Source organism: Bacillus sp. AFS088145 (genome assembly GCF_002564465.1).
In the GTDB taxonomy this organism is placed as follows: domain Bacteria; phylum Bacillota; class Bacilli; order Bacillales; family Bacillaceae_G; genus Gottfriedia.
Genome location: NZ_NUUX01000008.1, coordinates 202337 through 221388 on the forward strand (window position 1 = coordinate 202337; position 19052 = coordinate 221388).

Below are 19052 nucleotides of genomic sequence, written 5' to 3' on the forward strand. Positions count from 1 at the left end.
TTTTAGCATAGGGGAAACGTTTATACAATGAATAGTATTAGTAATGATTTCTTACAAAACTAAAATCCTCTAACGTTCGACCTGTTGGAAGCACTTTTAATTTTTCAATTGGAATAGCTTGCCCTGTTACTTCACAATAACCAAATATTCCATGGTCAATTTTTTGCAAGGCAATCTCAATATCATATAAATCATTTTGCATGTCTTCAACGAGAATCTGATGTTTATTTGTATCCTCAAAAATTGAATGATGCTGCTCAATATCAGAAGAACTTATTGGTTCAGAAAATAAACGATGTAGCAATTCATTTTTAATTAGTTCGAGCTCTTGTTTAATATAGAAAATTTCATTGCTCCTCATCTTTCTTCACTCCCAATTTTTTTATGTAACAATACTTTTCCCTCAAACTGAAGTCGATAATAGGTGAAACTTTTTCCTTTAAAGGAAATGGCTAAAGATATTTCCATTCATAATTGTGGTGTATTCGTATTTATTGCTCTCAAGGAAAGATTCTTTTTATAAAAAAGAATATAAATCATAGCTTAAATCTCACAAAAAAAGAAAACCCGCGTAGGCTACGGGTTTTCCAAAAATTCCAATAACATTTTGTAGTATTATTAGTCTGTAAATTGTTGCGTCCAATAAGTTCCCACTTTACCTACTCCAAGTTGTTTAAAGTTAGGGCTCATAATGTTCGCTCTATGACCCGGTGAATTCACCCAATCAGTCATTACTTCATTTGCAGTTATTTGACCATGTGCGATGTTTTCACCTTTGTATCCACCATTAAAGCTTAAAGTTGAATGATACATATTGTTCGCATTACTCATTGTTTGTGACCAAGCTTGAGCTGTTCCGTTTAAATAGCTAGATAATGTTAATGGCTTTAATCCGCTTTTACCACGCTCAACATTTACTAAGTCTAAAATTTGTTGTTGAATCGAGGCATTTGAGCTAGCTGGTGTAGTCGGATTTGATGGTGTTGTTGGATTTGATGGTGTTGTTGTTGGTTTAGTTGGCGGAACATATTTTACGTATTTTTTCAGAATATATCTTGTCTTACCTTTATAGCTAACCTTTACATAAAAACTATTGTAACCTGAGTAGTTAATTTTTTGATTTTTAGCTAGATATCCAACAGTTTTAGCGCTATTGCTTGCTCTGTCTTTTACAGCTACTTTAGTAGCAGTTACCGCACCTGAAGTTGCTCCAGCATATGATCCTAATCCTAAAACCATTGGTGCTGCGATCGCAATTCCTAAAACTGTTTGAGTTACTTTTTTGATGTTTTTATTCAAATTGTATTCCCCCAATGTTTGTTTTTAGTTGTTGTTATCGCTTACAAGAACAATCTTACACCAACACATACATACATACAACCCAAAAATAAAAAAAGGAAGATTTTACTAACGATCATCCTTTTTCATCTTCGAATTCTTTTCTATATTCTTCTTTTAGTATCTCTCTTACATCATCTCTTTTTATAAACTCTTTTACAAATTCCCTAATTCCTTGTTTTTTCATTTCCTCAAGTATTTCATTCCTAATTCCTTCAATATGAACAGACTGATCGATTTCTTTTTTTAGGATTCCTTTAATATCTGGTTCCTTTATTCCTAAAAGATAATATGAGCGCTTGATACTTTGTTGGATACTTGAACGGCTTTTCTTTTCTAAGTCAGCTATTTCTTGGTAACTGTATCCCTTTTCCCTTAAATCCACTCTCTTCTTCATTAAATCAGTTAATTTATCCCAATTTGGATTATTTTCATAATTCATTACTTAAGAAACTCCTTATATCTTATTTTTAGTACTGTTATACATAACATACACCAATACATACTTTTTTACAATTTTTGAAAAATATTAAAACAAATCTAAAATTAAAGAGTGGAAAGTTTAACTTTCCACTCTTTTATTCAGTGTTTAACCACTTATTGATTAGATACCTTTTACAACACTTGCACAACGTAAGCAAAGTGTAGGGTGCTCTTCATCTTTTCCAACTTCTTCAGTAACTACCCAGCATCGTTCACAAGTTTCACCTGTCGCAGGATTTACTTCAATACTTAATGTATCAAATTTTTGAGCTGTTTCAGGAGCTTGTTCGTCGCTATTTGTAATTTCTACTTGAGAAACAATTAATAATTGTTTGAAGTCTTCATTAATCGAATTTAATAGCTCTGCTACTTCTGCATTAGGATAGATTTTCACTGATGCAGTTAGAGATTTACCGATTACTTTTGCATTACGTGCAACCTCAAGTGCTTTTAATACGTCATCACGTAAATCCATGAATTTTTCCCACTTAGCTTCTAAGCTCTGAGTATCGCCGAAGTCTTTAACAGCTGGCATTTCAGTTAAGAAAATACTATCAACTGAAGTTCCTGCCATATGTGACCAAACTTCTTCAGCTGTATGAGGTAAAATTGGAGCAACTAAACGAGTTAGTGCTTGTAATGACTCATGTAATACTGTTTGAATTGCTAAACGATCTTTATTCGTTTTTGGCTCGATATATAAAACATCTTTTGATAAATCAAAATAGAAAGAACTTAATTCAGTAGTACAGAAGTTTTGAATTGTGTGGTAAACATTTGCAAATTCATATTTCTCGTATGATTCACGAACAGTTTTAACCACATTGTTTAATTTAACTAGCATGTATTGATCTAATTCGCGTAGCTCTTCATATTTTAAAGCATCTTGTTCTGCGTTAAATCCATCTAAGTTTCCTAGTAAGAAACGGAACGTATTACGGATTTTACGGTATACTTCGGCAACTTGTTTCATTAATGCGTCAGAAATACGAACATCTGATTGATAATCTACAGAAGCTACCCATAGACGTAAAATATCTGAACCATACTGATTCATAATTTTTGATGGTAGGACGATGTTTCCGATTGATTTACTCATCTTGCGACCTTCACCATCTAAAACGAAACCATGGCTTACTACAGCTTTATAAGGAGCTTGACCTGTTACAGCAACGCTTGTACTTAATGAAGAGTTAAACCAACCACGATATTGGTCAGAGCCTTCTAAGTAAATATCAGCTGGGAAAGATAATTCCTCACGAGTGTTTAATACTGCTTGATGTGATGAACCACTATCAAACCATACATCCATGATATCTTTCTCTTTAGTGAAGTTACCATTTGGTGAACCTGGATGTGTAAAGCCTTCTGGTAATAATTCTTTCGCTTCTTTTTCAAACCAAATATTTGAACCATGCTCTTTAAATAAGTTCGAAACATGTTCAATTGTTTCTTCAGTAATAATTGCTTCTCCGTCTTCAGCATAAAATACTGGGATCGGAACTCCCCATACACGTTGACGAGAAATACACCAATCTCCACGATCACGAACCATGTTAAATAGACGAGTTTCACCCCAAGCTGGGAACCAATTAGTATCTTGAACAGCTTGCATTAATTGCTCACGAATTGCTTCAATTGAAGCAAACCATTGTGCAGTTGCTCGGAAGATAATTGGCTTTTTCGTTCTCCAGTCATGTGGATAAGAGTGTGTAATAAATTGAAGTTTTAATAAAGCACCTTTTTCTTCTAATGCTTTAGTAATTTCTTTATTAGCTTCATCATAGAATAAACCTTCAAATCCAGGAGCTTCTTTCGTTAGAACACCTTTTTCATCAACTGGACAAAGTACTTCTAAACCATATTGTTGACCTACACGGAAGTCATCTTCACCATGACCTGGTGCAGTATGAACACAACCTGTACCCGCATCAGTTGTTACATGATCACCTAAAATAACGACTGACTGGCGATCATATAATGGATGCTTACAAATGATTCCTTCAAGTTCAGAACCATTAAAAGTCTTTTCAACTACTGCTTCTTCCCAACCTAGTTCTGTTGCTACAGATTCTCTTAACTCACTAGCAACTACGAACTTGTCACCATTTACAGATACAACATCATAGCTTAAGTCAGGATGTAAACATACAGCAAGGTTCGCTGGGATCGTCCATGGAGTAGTCGTCCAAATAATGAATTTCTCTCCACCGTTAAGAACATTTTTCCCATTTTCTACTGCAAATGCAACATAGATTGAAGCTGAACGCTTATCTTGGTATTCGATTTCCGCTTCTGCAAGTGCAGATTCACTTGATGGAGACCAATATACTGGTTTAAGACCTTTATAAATTAATCCCTTAGTAGCCATTTTACCGAATACTTTAATTTGTTCAGCTTCATATTCTTTTTCAAGTGTGATATATGGTCGGTCCCAATCACCTAAAATTCCTAAACGTTTAAATTGTTCTTTTTGACGCTCTACTTGCTCGTAAGCATATTCTTCACATAGTTTACGGAATTCTGCTACTGACATTTCTTTACGATTTACTTTTTTATTTGCTAATGCTTGTTCAATCGGTAAACCGTGAGTATCCCAACCTGGAACGTAAGGAGAACGGTATCCATTCATATTATAAAAACGTACAATGAAATCCTTTAATACTTTATTAAGTGCATGTCCCATATGAAGGTCACCATTTGCATAAGGTGGTCCATCATGTAAGATAAATGACGGTTTTCCTTCGTTATGTTTTTGAACAGTTGCATAAATATCTTTTTTGTTCCACTCTTCTTGAATTTGTGGCTCACGTTGAGGTAAATTCCCTCTCATTGGAAATTCAGTTTTTGGCATAAGTAACGTATCTTTGTACTCCATTTGCTTTCCTCCATTATTAAACTTAATTGATCTAAAGCTAGCCGTTTTAGGCAAGTCAACTACTCTATCCTAGCTTACTTTACATTTTTTAAATTCCACATTAACGCATTGTATCCATCTTACAAGCCTTTTATTAGTGGAGTTGTCTATTATGTATAATAAATAAATCGTATAAGACGCAAAAAACCTTCCTCATCCCAAAAAAGGGACGAGAAAGGTTTCCCGTGGTACCACCCTAATTGACAAAAAATTTCATTAAATCATTGTCCACTTAGCATTCATAACGTGAATGAAACGTCTTTTCTTACTCATTTTCAGAAAAGCACTCTAGGGTGATTTTCCTTCTATTTTCTATATCAAGCTTACACTATCCTTGACTCGCTACCTAGTTTTATAGAAGTACTCTTCCCTGTCACCGATTTACTATTAATATCTATTGAACTACTCACCACTTAACACCCTTACAGGTTGTTTGAAGTAGGAGATTCTTGGGAACAAAGCATACTTACTAGTGATTCTTTACCAGCAGAGGTTACTTTTATTTACCAAGCTAACCCCGTAGTTCCTACGGTTTGGTTTCACCTAACGCTAGGTGAAACGTACTCAGCCTGATTTTTACTGAGGGGTATTACAGTTGTTCTATTTTGCGACTCTTGAATGGTATAGGCGAATGACAACCACCAGACGAGTTCTATTTACGCAACAAGCACTACACTTGAATTCATTCTTTTTCTACGGTATTTACATTATCTATTGTACAGAATAGTAGCAAAAAAAGAAAGCATTTTGGCTAACGCCAACCGTCATTCATCTCCCACCTATTACTGGTGTTATCACACCTTCACGTAACCTTAGGAAGGTGTCTTCTGTCGGATAATGATAAATTATATGTAAAACTTTACAAATCGTCAAGGCTTATACGACTAGTTTGCGATTTCTTCTGTTTCTTTATCATCTAAAATATGATCCCAATCTTCATGACCTAACATTTCTAATTGTGTTTCAATAGCCATTCTTAAACGAGTTCGGAAAACTTTTGATTGCTTCTTAAGCTCTTCGAATTCCATTGTAACTTTTCTAGATTTAATTAAAGCTTCATTAATAATTCGATCAGCATTTTTCTCCGCTTCTTTAATGATCAATTTAGCTTCTTTTTGGGCACTACCTTTTACATCTTCAGCAGCTTCTTGCGCAATTAAAATTGACTTATTTAAAGTTTCTTCTATAGTAGAAAAATGCTTTAATCTTTCTTTCATATCAAGAATTTGTTCTTCTAATTGTTTCTTCTCACGAATAACTAATTCATAATCTTTAATGACTTGATCTAAAAACTCATTAACATCATCTTCGTCATAGCCACGAAAACTTTTACCAAATTCTTTATTATGAATATCAAGTGGTGTTAAAGGCAATTAAGCCACCTCCATGTATGTATGTTCTTTATTAATAGGTTATACTAAATTTTCGACAGTTTCTACGTTTTTCCTTCTACAATTTCTGACTATTTTTTAACACCGTAGTTTATCCGCCATTTTTCTTTCTTTGATAAGCCATCAATTGACATTAACATTCCTCTTCCAAAACCTTTGACAGAGAATAAATCTCCTTCTTCACATAAAAACGAAGTAGCATCAATAACTCGCTGATTTACCTTAACGTGTTCAGCTTTAATTAAGCTTTGAGCTTTTTGTCTCGATATATTATAGAATTCACTCAATAAGACATCTAATCTTAGTGATGATACAGTCCCATTATTAGTTTGCCAAACATCATCTGATTCAATCAATTCTTTAAACGAAATTCTCTTTAATTTAATTGGCGATTTTCCTACAGAATTAAAGTTACTTTCTACAAAACTTGCTATTTCATCAGCAACAATTACTTGGATCATATCATTTTTAAGTAGAATATCACCAAATTTTCCTCTTGTGATTCCTAAAGACATTAATGTTCCCAATACTTGCCGATGAGATAAAGTGTGAAATTTAGTTGCATAAACTAAGTCAAATGCAACCAAGGAATAGTCCTCTTCAACTGGTGTATAAAAACTTGGATAAATAATTGCACGCTTTCGTTCACAATCCTCACGACCACCAAAGAAAGCGACAAAACACTCCCCTTGATTACCGATAATTGATTGCATAATCATTTGTTCTCTTAAATCAAGAAAATCCGTCAACTTTATAGAATAGCGTTCAATTGCTTGTTCCTTCCAACTAATAACCTTGTCTACGAAAACATGCTCTTCTTTTCGAAAATGATCATAAATACTCATTGATGTAATCCTCTTTTTCATCAAACTATCAATATTAATTAAAAAAGAGAACCGGTTAGATTCTCTTTTTAAAAGTAATGAGAAAGACTTGCTATTCCATATCCAGCAAATTCTAAAGCAAATAATGCAATAATTGGTGAAAAATCAAACATACCAATTGATGGAACAATTCGACGGAACGGCTCTAAATATGGTTCTGATAGCCTACCAATTAAGCGACCGAAGCCTGATTGTCTAATTTGAGGGAACCAAGATAAAATGATATGAATTACGATAACGTATCTATAGTACTGGATTAATTTGTATAAAATTAAAAAAAGTATATCCATTTAATTACCACCTTTTAATGGAATTGTCTTCCTCAAATAACATATCTGTAATCGTTCCAGAAATATCAATATTATCAGGTGTACAAATAAACGTATTTGTACCAATTTTTTTTATATCTCCACTTATTGCATAAACTGTACCACTTAAGAAATCAACAAAGCGTTTAGCTTGATCGATTTGCATTTGTTGTAAATTGATTACAACTGCTTTTTTTGATTTTAAATGGTCTGCAACATCCTGTGCTTCTGCATATTCACGCGGCTGCGCTAATACAACTTTTGACGACAAAGAAGCTCCTCCTGGTATACTTACTAATTTTTGCTTTGATGCATTTCGCTCATGGTTAATTTCTTCATTTACATGTTTAGAAAATTGTTGTTGCTGTTGTTGATATTGTTTTTGTTGCTGATGTTGTTGCTGTTGTTGCTCTTCGTATTCATAATCATCTTCATACTCATCTTCCATTGCAAAAAAGTTTCTTACTTTCCCAATAATACTCATCTTCTCTACCTTCCCTTTCCTACTAATTCAGTACCAATTCTTATGAATGTAGCACCTTCTTCTATTGCGATCTCAAAATCATTAGACATACCCATTGATAATTCAGAACATGGAATATTTGCAATCTGTAGATCTTTTACTTTTTCTTGTAGTTCCTTTAATCCTTTGAAACTATTTCGTATGATCGTTACATCCTCCGTGAAGGGTGCCATTGTCATTAACCCAACAACTTGTACTTTATCAAATTCTGAAAGCTGTCTAGCAAATTCAATTACATCATTTGGATGTATGCCATGCTTTGAGTCTTCTCCAGATACATTGACCTGTAGGAAACATTTTAATGGTTCTGCTGCTCTTTTTTGTATCTCATCTGCTAAGGATAGTCGATCTAAAGAATGTAAGTAATCTATTCTATGTATGACGTCTTTTACTTTTCTAGTTTGAAGTGAACCAATAAAATGCCAAACAACATCACTTTTTATATGATCTTGTTTTTCCTTTAAACCTTCAAAACGGTTTTCGCCTAATTGAAGTATACCTTCAGCTAAAACTTCTTTAGCCACTTCTGTAGATACTTGTTTAGTTACTGCTATTAAAGTTACTTCATCATTTCGATTTGCTCTGACTTTGGCTGCATTAATTTGTTCACTAATACGTTCATAATTTTGTTTTACTGTCATGATGCTAATTCCTCCAACCAATAAAACTCATCATTCTACCTGTTTTCCCACCATCTCTACGGTGAGAAAAAAATATGCTCGGGTTACAACTTGTACAATAATTTGTCATTATTATATTTTCTTCACTAATTCCCGATCTAATGAGTAATTGTTTGTTTGCTTCTTTTAAATTCAATTTGAATTTCCCGTTTTGTAAAGTGGTTAAAATATTTTTAGGAATCTTGTGTTCAAAAGCATCATTTAGCTTATTCATCACAAAATCATCCACTTCATAACAACAATCGCCAATTGATGGCCCGATTGCAACTTGGATATTTTTTAGTTGTAAGTTTTCTTCTTTAATCAATTTTTCGATTAAACGTCCGCCAATGTTTTGAACAGTACCTTTCCAACCTGCATGAGCTAAACCAATAAATTTACTCGTTGGTTCAAGGAAATACAATGGAACACAATCTGCATAACAAGAAGTTAATAATATATTTTCCTCATTCGTATAAAAACCATCTGTTGTCTCGATGCTAGTTTCGTAATCTGTAACACCTTTGCCACAATCTTTTTTTGTTACTTTCACGACATTATTCCCATGAACTTGTTCTGAACAAACCCATTTCGTCTTTGAAAACTCTAATTTACTCGCAAGAAGTTCTCTATTTTCTACGACAATATCCTTCGAGTCATTTACATGTAATCCAAGATTAAAAGAAGTGAAACAACCTTGGCTAACTCCATCATTTTTTGTTGTAAATCCTGCAACTAAATGTTTGTATGAGTCTTCCCAAGGTTGAATCATAAAAGTACTTTCAGTCGATTGAATGAAGCTCTCTTTCATATTTATAAGACCTCACAGAAACTAATTTAGTAAACTAATTTAGTAAATATATGTAAACCAGTTGATGGTTTCCTATATTTTACCATAGATTTCACATTTTTGATTATTTTTGACAAAACACACTTATTTTTTTCACTTTCAAAAATAAAATTAGCTACTAGGAATCGTATTCGACGTGGTAACCAATTTTAAGAATAAACTAAAAGTGCAACTGCGCCCCATTCATCGCCTAGAAACGCGTCAGTCAACGAGTTTTTTTATGTGTATTTAACTGAGCTTGCTTGGTTTTCATCCAAATCCACAGATGAACGATATTTTACCAAAATAACATCTTCACCTATTTTCACAATATCATTCCAATAAATCGTCATTTCCTCTTCTTTACTAAAAAAATTTAAGCCTTTCCCTGGCTTTGTTAAAATAATCGAAGTGATTTTTCCATTTGATTGATCAATATCTAAATCAACAATATTACCTAATTTCTTTCCATCGGCAACATTTACAACATCTTTAACTTGAAAATCTGAAATTCTGGCCATTTAACTTCACCATCCTTTTTATAAAATATATGAAGTAAGGGCCAAACATCATGATAAAATTCAAATAAAAATGTGTTAGACAAGGTTGTTCGATGCTCATCCATTGTCTAACACATTAATATCGTATGTTCATTCTTCCAGTTTAACTAACTATGTAGTAGTTATTGGATTATTTAGTTTATATAATTGTTTGTTTTTTTATTTTATTCATTATAATAAGCAATTCAGTATACAGGAATTGAAGCTTGATAGAAGTCAGGCTCCCTATACGATTTCTAGCCCCTCAAGGTCATAAGCCAATTTCCGCTAAAGGTTAAAAAGCAACCTTCCTTTTGGGTAATTGCTCTTTATTCAGGGAAAGAATTGTATCATGTCTTGCTCCGGCTCCTAGCTCCTCGAGGTCATAAGCCAATTTCCGCTAAAGGTTAAAAAGCAACCTTCCTTTTGAGTAGTTACTCTTTATTCAGGGAAAGAATTGTATGATGGCTAGCTCCGGCTCCTAGCTCCTCGAGGTCATAAGACGAAGCCCGATGAAAGTAAAAAGCAACTTTCCTCGGTCTTCGTCTTATGCTTGTCGGAGCTGAACAGTCGCCTCCGCTTTTCGTTATCCCTGTATATTTTTATTCATTTGTTTTATTGCTGATTTTTCTAGTCTGGATACTTGTGCTTGGGAGATTCCGATTTCTTCGGCGACTTCCATTTGTGTTTTTCCTTGGAAAAATCTTTTGCTTATGATCATTTTTTCTCGATCGTTTAGTCGTTTCATTCCTTCACGTAGTGCTAGTTCTTCAACCCATTGCTCGTCCTTATTTTTATCATCACTTAGCTGATCCATTACAAAGATTGGATCTCCGCCATCGTTATATATCGGTTCAAATAACGAGACTGGGTCTTGGATTGCATCTAATGCAAAGACGATTTCTTCATGTGTTACGCCTAGTACCTCTGCGATTTGGACAGGAGTTGGTTCCTTTGAATTCTCTGCTAATAATCGCTCTCTAACTTGTAATGCTTTATAAGCAATGTCTCTTAATGATCTAGACACTCTTATTGGGTTATTATCCCTTAAATATCTTCTTATTTCACCAATAATCATAGGTACAGCATACGTCGAAAATTTTACATTTTGGCTTAAATCAAAATTATCAATAGACTTCATAAGGCCTATGCAGCCTACTTGAAATAAGTCATCCACAAATTCTCCGCGATTATTGAAACGCTGAATAACACTTAGGACAAGACGCAAATTACCGTTTACGATTGTTTCTCTTGCGCTTCGATCACCGCTTTGCATTGCATGAAATAACTTACGCATCTCATCATTCTTTAAAACTGGAAGCTTTGATGTATCTACACCGCATATTTCTACTTTGTTTCGTGTCATGATGTTCCCTCCTACTTGGAGTTGCTGTACTATAGGTAAGTATCTCCTTCGGTGGAAAATTTATGCACAAAATAAAATATACAAAAATAATAAATTCAAGAGTAAAAAAACCTTTCAAATAGGGAAAAATCAAGGTTTTCTTATGCTGAATTAATGAAATTTAGTATGTAGGACTAATGAAAATATTTTTTTTAAATTATTTGGTTCCCCTTCATACATAGAAAAAAACCGATTAGTATTTGAAAAAATCAAATCTAATCGGTTCTTATAATTTAAACCATTTTATTAAACTCTTTTCGAAGCCTTTTAATAATACGTTTTTCTAATCGGGATATATATGACTGCGATATCCCAAGCATATCAGCTACATCTTTTTGGGTTTTTTCTTCAGTTCCATCTAGTCCAAATCTTAGTTCCATTATTTGTTTTTCACGATCATTCAATTGATCTAATGCCTTTGTCAATAATGATTTATCGACATTGGCTTCTAGATCCTTCGTTATGATATCGTCTTCTGTACCTAATACATCAGAAAGTAATAATTCATTACCATCCCAATCAATATTTAATGGTTCATCGAAGGAGACTTCAGAACGGTTTTTATTATTTCTACGTAAATGCATCAGAATTTCATTTTCGATACATCTTGAAGCATAAGTAGCCAATTTAATTTTCTTTTCAGGATTAAAGGTATTAACGGCTTTTATCAATCCGATTGTACCAATGCTAATCAGATCTTCAATATTAATGCCAGTATTTTCAAACTTTCTAGCAATATAAACTACTAATCGTAGATTTCTCTCAATTAATAGTGATCTAGCACCTAAATCTCCATTCGGTAGTTTCTGTAAAAGCTTTTCTTCTTCTTCCCTTGTCAAAGGAGGTGGTAATGCTTCACTTCCCCCAATGTAGTATACTTCGTCGGCTTTCAAACCAAGCTTTACTAATAGCTTATACAAACCTAACTTAAGTTTTAAGAACAATCGATTCATTTTCTACCTCCTATGCAATTTCATTAATTGTTCCCTGCATCATTTTTGGATGAAGGATACATTCATATAAATTGTCTGAAGACAAAGTAACATGACTCAATCCAACTAAAACCGAACTCGATGAATACCATTTCCCATTAATTTTCAATTTAACAACAGTAGGTTTTATTGCGACGAGGAATTGATTACTTTGACCAATACTTTTATAAGGTATATAAGTTCCTTGAAAAAAACTTAAGACATCGAGTGCTTCAGTATTATGTAATGTATTTTCAGCGTCTCTAACTAACTTTACTAGTTCTATAGGTAATCCATAATCACTAGTAGAACAATCTAAAATAATAACTGGTTTCCTAGAAAGCGGTTCATGTAGAGAGTTACCACTATCCATTAACCCTCTAATTTTAATCGAAGTATTCCGCCACACAATTTCCATTTCATACATCTCATTCAATTTCCATTTTGTAAACGAAATCTGATTGATCGATTTTCTAGCGTAAAATATGACGATTGGTAACATTCCAATTACAAAATACCAGCTTACGGGATCACCATAAAAGGATGACTTGCTTAAATTTGATTCATTAGTAGCAAATAAATAATGTAAGCCTAATAATGCGCCACCTAAAATGAATGTTGAAAAATAGAAGATACTTAATAGCTGTAAAAAAGTGATAATCCGTTGACGTCCAAATGCAAAAAACACGATGAAAAACGATAATAATATTTTCATAAAGGGAGAACCAACAACATATGCATAAGGAGTAAACGTCATTAAAACAACGATAGAACCTAACAATGCCCCCAACAATGACCGCAAAATAGATACATTTCTTTTTAGAATTAACCCTGTCAACTGAATGATCAAGAAGTCCATTAACAAGTTTAATAACCAAACAAGATCGCCATATATCACCAATTTTGTTCGCCATCCTCTATAGAATATTCATTTATATGTAAGTATAGGATGAGCACGGTAAGAAGTCTGTCAAAAAAAGGAAGCCTTATTGAAGAGTTTTTCGACAATACATTTTCGAAATATGGATTGGACAGGTCAATATTTTATAGAAATCTTTCACTTTATTTCTATTAAATCTGCCCAATAAGGAGTGAGGATTTGGTAAGCTGGATATTTCATTCACCCATTTTTGAGTTTGATGGAACTAAACCATCAATTAGACAGCACTCTGCCTGGAAAGGTCACGCTAAATTCGCTTACGATTTAGTTCAATTCGTGAAACCAAAAAAAATTGTAGAATTAGGTACCCACTTCGGCTTTTCTTTTTTCTGTTTTTGTCAAAGTGTGAAAGATCATAATCTGTCATGTGAATGTTTTGCAGTTGATACTTGGCAAGGTGATCTGCATAGTGGATTGTATAGTAATGAAGTTTTTGATACGGTACATGAAGTTGTTCAAAAACATTATCAGAAAGAAGCTAAAATGTTACGTAAGTCTTTCGACGAAGCAATTCAGAATTTCGAAGATAATACAATCGACATACTTCATATTGACGGGTTTCATACTTTTGAAGCTGTGCTACATGATTACACCACTTGGCTACCAAAAGTATCTAAAGAAGGTATTGTTTTAATCCATGATACTGAAGTACGAATACAAGATTTTGGGGTTTATAAATTTTGGGAAGGCATTAAACAACAACTCCCATCTTTTGAATTTACACACTCACATGGTTTAGGTGTTTTATTCCCTAAAGGCTATAACGAAAAGTTCAAGAGTGTCATTAGTGATCTAACTAATTTACAAAATCACTACTCGAAAGAATGAAAAAAACCAAGATAAGAGAATCATCTTATCTTGGTTTTTTTACATTTACTAGCGTCTTTTACGATTACGTAAGAACGCCGGAATATCTAAGTCATCAAGACTAGTTACATTTTTAGTCGTTTCTACAACCGGAGCTTCTTCGCGAATTGGTTCGCGTTTAATAGTTGGTTGTGAAGTTGGTGTTGGTGTTGAAATTGTTTGTCTCGCCATTGGTTTTGGAGTAGGCGGTGCTGTACTAACACCTTCAAATCCAGTCGCAATAACCGTTACAATAATTTCATCCTTTAAGTTTTCATTGATTACAGAACCGAAAATCATATTTACTTCTGCATCACATGCAGTCGATACGATATCTGCTGCTTCTTGAACTTCATATAAGCTTAAGTTAGTTCCACCAGTGATATTCATAAGTACACCTTGCGCACCATTAATTGAAGTTTCTAATAATGGACTAGAAATAGCTTTTTTAGCTGCTTCTGCCGCACGGTTTTCTCCACCAGCAACACCGATACCCATTAATGCAGATCCTTTATTAGACATAATTGTCTTAACATCTGCAAAGTCAAGGTTAATTAATCCAGGAACAGCGATTAAGTCAGAAATACCTTGAACCCCTTGACGAAGTACATTATCTGCTTCGCGGAATGCTTCAAGCATTGGGGTATTACGATCAACGATTTCTAATAATCGGTCATTAGGAATAACAATTAAAGTATCAACACTTTCCTTCATTGCAGCGATTCCAGTTGCCGCTTGAGTTGAACGCTTTCTACCTTCAAATGTAAATGGACGAGTAACTACACCTACAGTTAATGCACCTAATTCTTTTGCTACTTGTGCAATTACTGGAGCTGCACCTGTTCCTGTACCTCCACCCATTCCAGCAGTTACGAATACCATGTCAGCTCCTTTAAGAGCTTCTTGTAATTGTTCTCTACTTTCTTCTGCTGCTTTTTTACCTACCTCTGGATTAGCTCCTGCCCCTAAACCACGAGTAAGTTTGCCACCGATTTGCATTTTCACTTCAGCTTTTGATAGATTAAGAGCTTGTGCATCAGTATTCACAGCAATAAAATCTACACCTTGTACTCCATGTTCAATCATTCGGTTAACGGCGTTATTTCCTCCGCCACCTACACCAATTACTTTTATCTTCGCTAAAGCATCTACATTTGTATCAAAATCTAACATGATTGATCCCCCTACTTTTCAAATTCATCACAAATTTAATCCCATAAATATTTAAAAATGCTTTTAACTTTACTCATGACGCGCTCTTCATCCTGCTGTTTTGGTTTTGTATTTGAATTTGAAACAGCTACAGGTTTTCGTTCATTTGATTCGAATGCAATATTAGAGCTAAGTTTTTTTCCACGCATTTTTGATTTATAAAAAGCATACTTGATTAAACCTACACCAGTAATGTATTGAGGTTCTCTTACACCTATATAATCTGGTGTTGCAACCCTTACATTATTTTTAAATACTTTTTGAGCTAAATCGATTACACCAGTCATTGTTACTGTACCACCAGTTAGAACAAATCCACCTGGTAAATTGCTTCCCCTCATTCTTACAAGCTCATTTTGAACCATAATGAGGATTTCTTCTAATCTGGCTTCAATAATATCGGAAATTTCTTGTTGACTGTATTGTTGATGTTGTTCACTACCCATAATTGGTACACTTAAAACTTCTTCAGCTAATGCAGTATCATAAAAAGCATGTCCAAATTTCACTTTAATTTTTTCTGCATCTTCTGTTGAAGTTTTCAGTCCAATCGATATGTCTTTAGTAATATGGTCTCCTCCAACAGGTAGGACTGACGTTGCCATTAATACACCTTCTCTAAAAAGAGAAATTGTAGTTGAGCCTCCACCGATATCAACAAGTGCTACACCTAAGTTTTTTTCATCCTGCTTTAGTCCTATCGTACTTGCAGCCATAGGTTGTAGACATATATCCGTTACCTCTAACCCCGCTCTTTCAACACAACGAAGTATATTATGTACTAGAGTTCTTGAACCAGTGATTAATGTACCTTCCATTTCCAACCGTACACCAATCATTCCTCTTGGGTCTTTTACCTCAGAAAGGCCATCAACAATGTATTCATGTGGAACAACATCGATAATTTCTCTTTCCGGTGGTATAGAAATTACTTGAGCCTGATCCATTACTCTTAAAACATCTTCATTGTCAATTTCTTTATTTTCTTTAGAAACTGCTACTACGCCGTTAGTACTAATCAATTGCACTTGATTAGCACTAACCCCTACAATTACTTTGTCAATATGAATGCCAACCATTCTTTCTGCTTGATCAATTGCTTTTTTGATTGATTTGACTGTTTCATCTATATCAACAATTGACCCACGTTTTAAGCCTGAAGATTTAACATTACCAACACCGATAATGTTAAGTGTGTCGTTAACTAGTTCTCCTATGATTACTTTAATTGTTGAAGTTCCAACGTCAAGACTCACATAGATCTCATTGCTGTTCATGATGGCACCTCCTTTTTCTCACTATCTATTATAATCGAGCATCAATTCATTCTTAAATATCATATATGACATCTATTCAACATTTACGGGGTTTTTCCTCTTTTTTAAGTTTGATTTTTCATAATCTTTTTAATTTTTTTCATTATTTCTATTTAACTACTAGTCTACACTAACATGTAAAGTTAAAAAAGACTTGAAAGTACTGTTAACTAATGTTAAATCGACTATTTAGGATTAGTACTATATGGAGAAAAATACGCACCAACTTCTAAATGGATAACCCCTTTTTGATCTTTAGGTATGGACTTTAAAATTAATGGGTAATTTGACATTTTATTTGAGAATTTTCGAATCGTTGTCCTTACTTCATACCCTTCATTCGTAAAAACCGTTATTAACAAAGGATCATCCTTACTTGGAGTATAATCTATTTCGGAAATTGATTGAAATATACTTTGTGGCATTTTTTTCAATTCCGCAGCCATTTCCTGCAACTCGTCCCCTTGTTTCCAACCAATTAAATCAGGTGCTGTAGTATTTCCTAGTGAATTTTTCTCTTTAATAAGGACTCCGCTTTCTAACAATAGATACTTTTTTCCGCTGAATAAACCTTGTCCAACAGGCTGAAATTCTTTTACATCGATTTCTACTTTATTAGGAAATCTTTTATGTACGATTGCAGATTGAATTGTGTTTTGACTTTCAAGCTGATCTACGACCCTTTTTGACCTAATTGTCAAAAAGCTATCATCAACGCTTACATCGGCTAATTTTTGAATTTCTTTATCAGAGTACAGTTGGTTTCCATTAATTACTAAATGAATTTTTGAACCAATTGATGTTTGGAAATACAATACACATAAAAGCAAAGAAAAAAACACAAGAATTGTGACCAGTATTCGCAAATTTGCTTTTTTACGTTTTTTATTACGTAAAACAGGTACACGGTCTTCTAAACTAATAATCTTATTTTCCTGCATAAATATGCCTCCATTATCAATGTTCAACTAAAAATACCTTTTTAATTTACTTTTGCTTAAGAAGTAATTTAAGAATATTGAACTACTCATGACTAAAGTTACGAGATTCTTGGGAACAAAGCATACTTGCTAGCATATTTCTAGCAGAGGTTTCTTTTATTTACCAAGCTATCCCCGTAGTCCCTACGGTTAAGTTTTCCTAACGCTAGGTGAAACGCACTCAGCTTGATTTTATACTAAAGGGGTATTACAGTTGTTCCCTTTGCGACTTTCGAGAGGTATTGGCGAACGACAGCCACCAAACAAGTTCTATTCACGCAACAAGCACCATACTTGAATTCGTTCTAGTTCAAGTGTCCGATATGATTTTATCTTATATTTCATGTCGGATACTAGTATAGTAAAATAATATGACGTTTTTTTAATACTATATTGCATCCGAAGTCGATTCATCTCATAATTTAAATCACGAGTGTTCTTGACTTAATAATAGAATAATAAAAAATAGAATAGCAAATGAATGCCATTCTATCTTGGTCATCATATGCTATGTAAATTATAGCATATAATATGGTGAGTTTAGAAGAAACTTACATTTTTTTCCCAACAATTTCTACTTCTGTATCAAGTTGCACATTAAATTTTTCTAATATAGTTTTCTTAATAAATGCTATTAAGTCTAATACATCTTTTGAAGTGGCATTTCCAGCATTTACAATAAAGTTACCATGCATTTCAGAAACCTTCGCACCACCAATTTGATATCCTTTTAATTCAGCACGTTCAATTAAATTACCAGCATACTGTGGTAATGGATTACGGAAAATACTTCCAGCACATGGATAATTCCAAGGTTGTGTTTCTCTTCGATAATCTTTGTTTTTTTGCATTAAAGCAGTTGAAACTTCTTTTGATCCTTCTTGAAGCTGAAGTTCTGCTTCTAATACAAATCCTTTACGTTTATGTTGTAAAACTGAAGTTCGATATGAAAAGTCTAATTCTTCGTTTGATAACCATTCCATCGTTCCATCAGGAAATAGAATATGTGCTCTAGAAGTTATATTTGAAAAATCGGATTGATGAGCACCTGCATTCATATATACACCGCCACCAACACTACCAGGAATTCCACTTGCAAACTCTAGACCAGATAATCCTTTTCTACTTAGTTGAGTAGCTAAACGAATAACTGAATATCCTGCACCTACAACTACTTTTGTACCTTCTACTTCAATATGGTCTAAGCAATCACTAATTTTAATTACGACACCTTCAATACCTTGATCCGATACAAGTAAATTTGATCCTCTACCAATTACAGTCACATTTACGCCATGTTCATTTGCAAGGTTAATAATCTCTTTTATTTCATTCACAGTTTTAGGAATGACCAAATACTCAGCTGGTCCTCCAATTTTCATTGTCGTATGATTTGCTAAAGGCTCATTTATTAGAAGACTCGAGTTATTTAATATTTCCTTTAATTTTGATTCAAACATTCGTTATTTTCCCCCTTTAGCTTATAGTATCCTCTATTATATTTCTATTTT

Annotated in this window: 19 protein-coding genes and 1 other annotated feature; of the genes, 1 reads left to right on the forward strand and 18 read right to left on the reverse strand. The window is 33.7% G+C overall.

Annotated elements, in window-relative coordinates:
• Positions 1 to 37: 37 nt before the first annotated feature.
• The 14 genes from COI44_RS05585 to spoIIGA all read right to left on the reverse strand — a co-directional run bounded on the left by COI44_RS05585 (position 38) and on the right by spoIIGA (position 13145).
• A complete protein-coding gene (locus COI44_RS05585; protein ID WP_098427033.1) occupies positions 38 to 361 on the reverse strand; it encodes a TraR/DksA family transcriptional regulator in 324 nt (107 codons plus the stop codon).
• A gap of 257 nt (positions 362 to 618) precedes the next feature.
• Positions 619 to 1299, reverse strand: a complete 681-nt coding sequence (locus COI44_RS05590) for a CAP domain-containing protein (protein WP_098427034.1) — start codon at positions 1297 to 1299, stop codon at positions 619 to 621.
• 115 nt (positions 1300 to 1414) lie between these two features.
• Entirely contained in the window at positions 1415 to 1780 is a 366-nt protein-coding gene (locus tag COI44_RS05595) for a hypothetical protein (RefSeq protein WP_098427035.1), read from the reverse strand.
• Between the two features lie 162 nt (positions 1781 to 1942).
• A complete protein-coding gene (gene ileS / locus COI44_RS05600; RefSeq protein ID WP_098427036.1) occupies positions 1943 to 4699 on the reverse strand; it encodes an isoleucine--tRNA ligase in 2757 nt (918 codons plus the stop codon).
• A 201-nt stretch (positions 4700 to 4900) separates the two neighbouring features.
• Positions 4901 to 5124 (reverse strand) — a binding site (T-box leader).
• Positions 5125 to 5622: 498 nt separating this feature from the next.
• Entirely contained in the window at positions 5623 to 6111 is a 489-nt protein-coding gene (locus COI44_RS05605) for a DivIVA domain-containing protein (protein ID WP_069035609.1), read from the reverse strand.
• A gap of 89 nt (positions 6112 to 6200) precedes the next feature.
• The gene (locus tag COI44_RS05610) at positions 6201 to 6974 is read right to left on the reverse strand and encodes a YlmH family RNA-binding protein (protein WP_098427037.1); all 774 of its coding nucleotides are present in this window, start codon (positions 6972 to 6974) and stop codon (positions 6201 to 6203) included.
• Between the two features lie 68 nt (positions 6975 to 7042).
• Positions 7043 to 7303, reverse strand: coding sequence for a YggT family protein (locus COI44_RS05615; protein ID WP_098427038.1), 261 nt, complete (start codon positions 7301 to 7303; stop codon positions 7043 to 7045).
• A 4-nt stretch (positions 7304 to 7307) separates the two neighbouring features.
• The gene (locus tag COI44_RS05620) at positions 7308 to 7805 is read right to left on the reverse strand and encodes a cell division protein SepF (RefSeq protein ID WP_098427039.1); all 498 of its coding nucleotides are present in this window, start codon (positions 7803 to 7805) and stop codon (positions 7308 to 7310) included.
• A gap of 5 nt (positions 7806 to 7810) precedes the next feature.
• Positions 7811 to 8485: a YggS family pyridoxal phosphate-dependent enzyme gene (locus tag COI44_RS05625; RefSeq protein WP_098427040.1), complete on the reverse strand. Its 675-nt coding sequence runs from the start codon at positions 8483 to 8485 to the stop codon at positions 7811 to 7813.
• A gap of 4 nt (positions 8486 to 8489) precedes the next feature.
• Positions 8490 to 9314 carry a peptidoglycan editing factor PgeF gene (gene pgeF, locus COI44_RS05630; RefSeq protein ID WP_098427041.1) on the reverse strand — a complete coding sequence of 275 codons (825 nt, stop codon included), beginning with the start codon at positions 9312 to 9314 and terminating at the stop codon, positions 8490 to 8492.
• 257 nt (positions 9315 to 9571) lie between these two features.
• Entirely contained in the window at positions 9572 to 9853 is a 282-nt protein-coding gene (locus COI44_RS05635; protein ID WP_098427042.1) for a YlmC/YmxH family sporulation protein, read from the reverse strand.
• Between the two features lie 604 nt (positions 9854 to 10457).
• Positions 10458 to 11237, reverse strand: a complete 780-nt coding sequence (gene sigG, locus COI44_RS05640) for an RNA polymerase sporulation sigma factor SigG (protein ID WP_056471070.1) — start codon at positions 11235 to 11237, stop codon at positions 10458 to 10460.
• A gap of 272 nt (positions 11238 to 11509) precedes the next feature.
• Positions 11510 to 12229, reverse strand: coding sequence for an RNA polymerase sporulation sigma factor SigE (gene sigE, locus COI44_RS05645; RefSeq protein ID WP_069035602.1), 720 nt, complete (start codon positions 12227 to 12229; stop codon positions 11510 to 11512).
• Between the two features lie 10 nt (positions 12230 to 12239).
• Entirely contained in the window at positions 12240 to 13145 is a 906-nt protein-coding gene (gene spoIIGA / locus COI44_RS05650; RefSeq protein WP_286163786.1) for a sigma-E processing peptidase SpoIIGA, read from the reverse strand.
• A 201-nt stretch (positions 13146 to 13346) separates the two neighbouring features.
• Here spoIIGA and COI44_RS05655 point away from each other — a divergent pair, with 201 nt between their 5' ends.
• Positions 13347 to 14015 (forward strand): class I SAM-dependent methyltransferase, encoded by a 669-nt coding sequence (locus tag COI44_RS05655; RefSeq protein ID WP_098427044.1) that lies wholly within the window; start codon positions 13347 to 13349, stop codon positions 14013 to 14015.
• 48 nt (positions 14016 to 14063) lie between these two features.
• Here COI44_RS05655 and ftsZ read toward each other — a convergent pair whose 3' ends face one another.
• The 4 genes from ftsZ to murB form a co-directional block, all read right to left on the reverse strand.
• Entirely contained in the window at positions 14064 to 15206 is a 1143-nt protein-coding gene (gene ftsZ, locus COI44_RS05660) for a cell division protein FtsZ (protein ID WP_098427045.1), read from the reverse strand.
• 35 nt (positions 15207 to 15241) lie between these two features.
• Positions 15242 to 16522: a cell division protein FtsA gene (ftsA, locus tag COI44_RS05665; protein WP_098427046.1), complete on the reverse strand. Its 1281-nt coding sequence runs from the start codon at positions 16520 to 16522 to the stop codon at positions 15242 to 15244.
• A 224-nt stretch (positions 16523 to 16746) separates the two neighbouring features.
• Positions 16747 to 17502 (reverse strand): cell division protein FtsQ/DivIB, encoded by a 756-nt coding sequence (locus COI44_RS05670; protein ID WP_098427047.1) that lies wholly within the window; start codon positions 17500 to 17502, stop codon positions 16747 to 16749.
• A 590-nt stretch (positions 17503 to 18092) separates the two neighbouring features.
• Complete coding sequence (murB, locus tag COI44_RS05675; RefSeq protein ID WP_098427048.1) at positions 18093 to 19001, reverse strand: UDP-N-acetylmuramate dehydrogenase; 909 nt, start codon at positions 18999 to 19001, stop codon at positions 18093 to 18095.
• Positions 19002 to 19052: the final 51 nt, after the last annotated feature.

Excerpts from the sequence above, each read along its gene's own strand:
- pgeF (WP_098427041.1), bottom strand. The coding sequence starts at position 9,314 with ATGAAAGAGAGCTTCATTCAATCGACTGAAAGTACTTTTATGATTCAA.
- ileS (WP_098427036.1), bottom strand. The coding sequence starts at position 4,699 with ATGGAGTACAAAGATACGTTACTTATGCCAAAAACTGAATTTCCAATG.
- ftsA (WP_098427046.1), bottom strand. The coding sequence starts at position 16,522 with ATGAACAGCAATGAGATCTATGTGAGTCTTGACGTTGGAACTTCAACA.
- COI44_RS05595 (WP_098427035.1), bottom strand. The coding sequence starts at position 1,780 with ATGAATTATGAAAATAATCCAAATTGGGATAAATTAACTGATTTAATG.
- ftsZ (WP_098427045.1), bottom strand. The coding sequence starts at position 15,206 with ATGTTAGATTTTGATACAAATGTAGATGCTTTAGCGAAGATAAAAGTA.
- COI44_RS05615 (WP_098427038.1), bottom strand. The coding sequence starts at position 7,303 with ATGGATATACTTTTTTTAATTTTATACAAATTAATCCAGTACTATAGA.
- murB (WP_098427048.1), bottom strand. The coding sequence starts at position 19,001 with ATGTTTGAATCAAAATTAAAGGAAATATTAAATAACTCGAGTCTTCTA.
- COI44_RS05670 (WP_098427047.1), bottom strand. The coding sequence starts at position 17,502 with ATGCAGGAAAATAAGATTATTAGTTTAGAAGACCGTGTACCTGTTTTA.
- sigE (WP_069035602.1), bottom strand. The coding sequence starts at position 12,229 with ATGAATCGATTGTTCTTAAAACTTAAGTTAGGTTTGTATAAGCTATTA.
- COI44_RS05635 (WP_098427042.1), bottom strand. The coding sequence starts at position 9,853 with ATGGCCAGAATTTCAGATTTTCAAGTTAAAGATGTTGTAAATGTTGCC.
- COI44_RS05610 (WP_098427037.1), bottom strand. The coding sequence starts at position 6,974 with ATGAGTATTTATGATCATTTTCGAAAAGAAGAGCATGTTTTCGTAGAC.
- COI44_RS05625 (WP_098427040.1), bottom strand. The coding sequence starts at position 8,485 with ATGACAGTAAAACAAAATTATGAACGTATTAGTGAACAAATTAATGCA.
- COI44_RS05585 (WP_098427033.1), bottom strand. The coding sequence starts at position 361 with ATGAGGAGCAATGAAATTTTCTATATTAAACAAGAGCTCGAACTAATT.
- sigG (WP_056471070.1), bottom strand. The coding sequence starts at position 11,237 with ATGACACGAAACAAAGTAGAAATATGCGGTGTAGATACATCAAAGCTT.
- COI44_RS05620 (WP_098427039.1), bottom strand. The coding sequence starts at position 7,805 with ATGAGTATTATTGGGAAAGTAAGAAACTTTTTTGCAATGGAAGATGAG.